Source organism: Moorena sp. SIO4A5 (assembly GCF_010672005.1).
Classification (GTDB): domain Bacteria; phylum Cyanobacteriota; class Cyanobacteriia; order Cyanobacteriales; family Coleofasciculaceae; genus Moorena.
The window spans coordinates 1-5188 of sequence record NZ_JAAHHZ010000322.1 but is presented as its reverse complement, the minus strand read 5'-3'; the positions used below and the strand labels follow the sequence as shown (position 1 = coordinate 5188).

Here is a 5188-nt window from a genome sequence, read left to right as displayed (position 1 = left end):
GTAGATAGGGATATTAGGGAATTATAGCACTTTCTAGTCTAATCAGATACACAAGATTTTTTCACTCTTCCCGATTCCCGATTCCCGATTCCCGACTCCCTGTTCCCTGTTCCCTGTTCCCTGTTCCCTGTTCCCTGTTCCCTGTGTTACAGCCTATAGCATTGTGTTACAATTACTACAAAACCAATTTAACAATTCCTTTAGTATTTAGTGCATAGCAGTTCTATAGGATTAGTAAACAGTCAGAGTTCTGATCCAGAACACAGAACACAAAACTCATCAAAATCTACTAATCTCGATCACCTTGGCTGGAAAGGTTGAGGTAACTGGTGAAAAGGATAACTGGTAAAAAGGAAGGTATTTAACCTATGAAATACACCTTTGAAATCTTAGGAGTATCTCCTGTCCTAGACTTTTTCAATCATCAACAGACGTTGAGTCAGAGAAAAGTCCCACCCCGGCTGAAATACTTAGGTACTTATCACTGTACCCTGGATGCTTTAATTGAATCAGCTGAAACCCTTCCCTCCCAGGCAGATTGGGGTATAGATCAAGCTGTAGACAGTGTGATTGAATTCTGGATGAATCACCCAGAAATCATCAGTTATTGGAAACAACGATTAAATGATGCTGGTAAGGATAATTTACTAGTGTCAAGGGTGGCAGATTTTGAATCATTAAAAGCTGAGTTTGAATCCTTGATCAGTAGTTCAAATAGGTAAGCTATCAGCTATCAGCTATCAGCTATCAGCTATCAGCTATCAGCTATCAGCTATCAGCTATCAGCTATCAGCTATCAGCTATCAGCGATTAGCGCTACTTGAGATGCTACTTGAGGTGCTATCAGCTATCAGCTTTTTAAAAAAAGAGGTAAGTATTCATTTAATCTATTTTACTTATCCTGATCTACTTTTATGTTGACTTTCAATTCTCATTAATCTCGAACTATTAAATTCTACCGTTTGCCCATTGCCCATTGCCCATAGGCGCACTATACGCAGGGTTTATTTTAGTTGACGGCTGACGGCTGACCGCTGACGGCTGACCGCTCAATACCAACAGTTTTCCAGCTATTGCGGCTCAGATTCTGCTGATGAAGCACCTATCTTACTTTTCAAACTATCTTCTAAGTACTCTATCCTTTTGCGTTGATTCTCAATATTTCCTATTGTTTCATTATAATCCTGCTCTAATTCATTAATCCGTTTCCGTTGCCGAGCTAGTTTACGACTTTGGTTAATTAGAGTAGGTGTGGAGATTAATAAACCGGCTAAACAGCCCATAGAAAGAGTTAAAAGAATCACTAGAGATAAAGGTTCTTCTACAGTCCAAACCCCAAAGTTTACCGCCACAATTGCTTTATTTTGGAGGGCGAATAAAATAGCTGCTATAGCTAAGCCGATCACGAAGCCTGAAATCAAAAACAATAAGCGCATAGTCTCAACTCACTCCTTGGTAATCCCCTAGATCAGACTTGACTCAATTATTGTAAGCTAAAATCTAGATGGAAAAAATCACAGAGGAGTACACAAGCATTTAGCATTCAGCGGTCAGCGGTCAGCCGTCAGTTTAAAATAAACCTTGAACCGGAGCATTGAATAATGTTTACCTGTTTTCTTGATGCAGTCGCTCATGGGGGGGACCCCCAAGACCGCGCTGCATCGCTTATTCAAAAGCACCGATTGCGCTACGCGCACGCTGGGCAAACAGTAGCCTGCCCATAGCCCATAAGCTGATAGCTGACTGCTGACCGCTAACGGCACCTCAAGTAGCACCATCTGTAGGGCATAGGCTTACCTGATAGCTTACCGTTGCTGAGCCTTCTGTGTCTTTTTCCGACCGCCAGTTCTTAACTATTGGAGACATGAATAGATGTCTTTACTATTTATCCAACCCAAACCGATCAGGCAGAGCCAGTTACTCAATCGTCTAGTATTAGAGCGTCAGACCACCGAAGAAATTGGTCATGTCGATCAACTCTTGTTGGACTATCAAGCTCATCGAGTTGTTGCCTTAAGGTGTAAGTCTGGATTACTTGGGACGAAAAAACGGTACTTTGCTTGGAGTCAAGTAGAGAGTATTGGCACCGATAGTATTCTCGTCAACACTAGCAAAAATCACAAAGCTCAACAGAAAACCGAGTCTTGGGATTCACTGATCGGACATGAGGTGTGGACAGATGCGGGTAACAAAATTGGTAAGCTAGTGGACTACTTACTCAAACCTAAAAGCGGTAGTGTCGTTAACTATCTCTTCTCCGACAGTGGCTGGCATGGGGTTATGGATGGTATGTATCTACTCCCACCCGTAGCAATTTCGAGTATTGGCAGCAAGCGGGTTATTGTACTGGAGACAGTTGCTCAAAATAGTAAACCGTATGGGGAAGGACTTAATAAAAAAATTGGTCAAGCTACAGACCTGATCAAGGAAGATTATCAAAAAACTGTGCAGGAATTTCAAGCTGTCAAACGAAAAGCTCAACATATACCAGAACAGTTGAAAGATAAAGCCCAATCAGTCACTGAACAGTTGAAGGATAAAGCCAATGCTACCACCGAACAGTTGAAAGATAAAGCTCAATCAGTGACTGAGCAGTTGAAAGACACAGCCAAAGCTACCACCGCACACTTACAGGATAAAGCCAAATCCGTTACGAAGCAGTTGAAAGACAAAACCTAACATAAGTCTAAGGATTTGTGATGAGGCGATAATTTTTACCTATGGCTGTTAATTGGGAATTGGGAATTGGGAATTTTCCAGTTTCCAGTTTCCATTAAGTAACACCAAATAGTGATAATAAGTAGTTAATAAAGCGTATTTAACTTAAGGTTGTATCATAGCTTAAAACTAGGTTGTACAAACTATATTAGTATTCGCATTTTATGGAAATTTGCGGTTAAATAAATCAGTTTTTTTTAGTCATACTAACCACTAACGAAGAAATGGTAAAGAGACGGTAACACGAGTACCTACACCTATTTTACTTGCCATAACTATTTTACCTTGATGCTGTTCCACATAACTTTTTACAATTGATAATCCCAATCCAATTCCTGCTATAGAACCGATATTACTCCCGCGACTAAAGGAATTAAATAACTCACCTTGATCTTGCTTAGGAATGCCAATCCCTTCATCTTTAACTTCCAGTATTACTTGATTATTGTCACATTTAGCGTTAAGTTCAACTTTGCCTCCTTGAGGAGAATATTTAATAGCGTTAGAGAGGAGATTAGTTAGCATTTGCCGTAACAGCTTAGGATCTGATTTGAAGTCCTTATAGTCACCTTCATGGCTAAACAATATCTGGTGTTTATCTGTGGTTTTAGATTGGATTTCATCAACTAATTTATTACAAAATATAACTAAGTCTATAGGTGCTGCTTGGAAATCTAGTTGGTCAAATTCTGTCTTGTTAATAAATAGCACATCATCTACTAAACCAGTCAGGTGCTGAACCATGGATTGAATACGTCTACAATGTTTCACTTGCTGAGTCGGATTGATTTTATGACCGTACCGTTCCAGGATTGCTGCTGATGAAGAAATTGTAGTTAATGGGGTGCGGTACTCATGGGAAATGCTAGAGATAATCCGAGATTTAAAATTGCTCAATTCTTTCTCTTTAACCAGTGATTGACGTAGTTTAAGTTCCAAAACTTGGAGCTGAGCATTAGCTACTCTTAGTTCAACTGTGCGCTCCTCAACCCGACGTTCTAACTCATCATTCAGTTCCTTCTGAGCAATTTCTATTTCCTTGCGAGTGGTGATATCTCGCAGTGATGCCATATAGGCTTTTTTTCCTTCCCATTGAATCTCTACTAGCTGGATTTCGGCAATAACAATTTTTCCATAGGAGGAGCGAATATCTAGTTCTGTAGATTGGCCAACCACTAAGGAACTGCACCATAGTTCTCCTTGGAGTTTTTCCGCTTTACAGTTCATCAGGTATTCTGCTGCGGGATTAACAAATTGAATCACTCGATTGTGATCAATAATGACAACACCATCAGCATTTCTGGTAATCATGGTGCGAAATTGTTCTTCACTGGCTCGTAGGGCTTCAGTTTTTCGCTTCAGTGCTAACAGCAGTCGTTGCCGCTCAATGCCATAGCGCATCGCTCGTATCAATAGGTTCCGATCAAATTCTCCTTTAACTAAGTAATCTTGTGCTCCTTCTTGTAGCGCTTCTATGGCTAAATTCTCATCAGTCAGTCCACTCAGAATGATTATAGGCACTTCGGGAAACTGGGCATAAATTTCACAAAATGTCTCTAAGCCTTGCTGATCGGGTAAGAACAGGTCACAGAGTACGATATCAATATTTCCATACTTTAGGCATTCGAGACCTTGCTCTAAGGTCTCTACATGGGTGAGTGTTGCTGGAAAATGTTTGGCCTTTTTGAGTAATGCTTTAATGAGCTCAACATCCTGGATATCGTCCTCAATTAAGAGGATTCGGGTACAATCAGAATGGTCTGGTCTTTCTGTGGGGAGTTTATTCTGAAAATAAATGACTGAAGCAGGGACTGGTGAAGGGACAGGGAAATTCCTTTGATCAGCTGAAGGAGAAGTTATTGGTAGGTAAGTTGATGACATGGCAATACCGTTAACTAATCAAAAAACATCGGTTAGATTAGATTTAAATCTAATATGTTAATATTGACTTAAAAAAAAAACTGTTTCCACCGTGATTTCACTAGTCGTTATCTCAGTAATTCTACGGATAATTTACTAAAAAATGGACATAAAATCCGTATAATCCTTGAGATTAAGGGGATGAAAATACTAAAAAGTATACCCATTTATGGTCTTCGATGGGTATTCGATGGGTAATTTAGCCTCGAATTATAAAATTAATCTTAAATATAGCAATATATAGCAATTCTACGACTTGTGAGGTACAAATATCTGGGTTTTAGGGAGCAGAGAGTAGGGAGCAGGGAGCAGGGAGCAGCGATGCAGCGCGGTCTTGGGGGTTTCCCCCATGAGCGACTGCATCAAGACGGGAGCAGGTAACACAGAAGAGGCAAGAGCCAATAGTCAAACAATTCTGTGTACCTCATGAGTCCTAGAAACGCTATAACTTTTATAAATGAGATGTAAACCTGTATGGTCTTTTTTTATTGTCCAATAAAACTCCGGATCTCTTTCCCCTTTTGCTTTTTGTATGCAAGCCTCTTGCCTT

Annotated in this window: 5 protein-coding genes; 2 read left to right on the top strand and 3 right to left on the bottom strand. The window is 40.2% G+C overall.

Annotated features, from left to right (window positions below; translation table 11 throughout):
* The first annotated feature begins 368 nt into the window (after positions 1 to 368).
* Complete coding sequence (locus F6K57_RS36105; RefSeq protein ID WP_075899705.1) at positions 369 to 722, top strand: hypothetical protein; 354 nt, start codon at positions 369 to 371, stop codon at positions 720 to 722.
* A 348-nt stretch (positions 723 to 1070) separates the two neighbouring features.
* Here the strand turns inward: F6K57_RS36105 and F6K57_RS36100 are convergent, their stop codons facing one another.
* Complete coding sequence (locus F6K57_RS36100) at positions 1071 to 1436, bottom strand: LapA family protein (RefSeq protein ID WP_070393068.1); 366 nt, start codon at positions 1434 to 1436, stop codon at positions 1071 to 1073.
* Between the two features lie 436 nt (positions 1437 to 1872).
* Here F6K57_RS36100 and F6K57_RS36095 point away from each other — a divergent pair, with 436 nt between their 5' ends.
* Positions 1873 to 2679, top strand: a complete 807-nt coding sequence (locus tag F6K57_RS36095; protein WP_293060807.1) for a PRC-barrel domain-containing protein — start codon at positions 1873 to 1875, stop codon at positions 2677 to 2679.
* A gap of 252 nt (positions 2680 to 2931) precedes the next feature.
* Here the strand turns inward: F6K57_RS36095 and F6K57_RS36090 are convergent, their stop codons facing one another.
* Positions 2932 to 4599: an ATP-binding protein gene (locus tag F6K57_RS36090; RefSeq protein ID WP_293072905.1), complete on the bottom strand. Its 1668-nt coding sequence runs from the start codon at positions 4597 to 4599 to the stop codon at positions 2932 to 2934.
* Positions 4600 to 4918: 319 nt separating this feature from the next.
* The gene (locus tag F6K57_RS36085; RefSeq protein ID WP_293072902.1) at positions 4919 to 5047 is read right to left on the bottom strand and encodes a hypothetical protein; all 129 of its coding nucleotides are present in this window, start codon (positions 5045 to 5047) and stop codon (positions 4919 to 4921) included.
* Positions 5048 to 5188 lie beyond the last annotated feature (141 nt).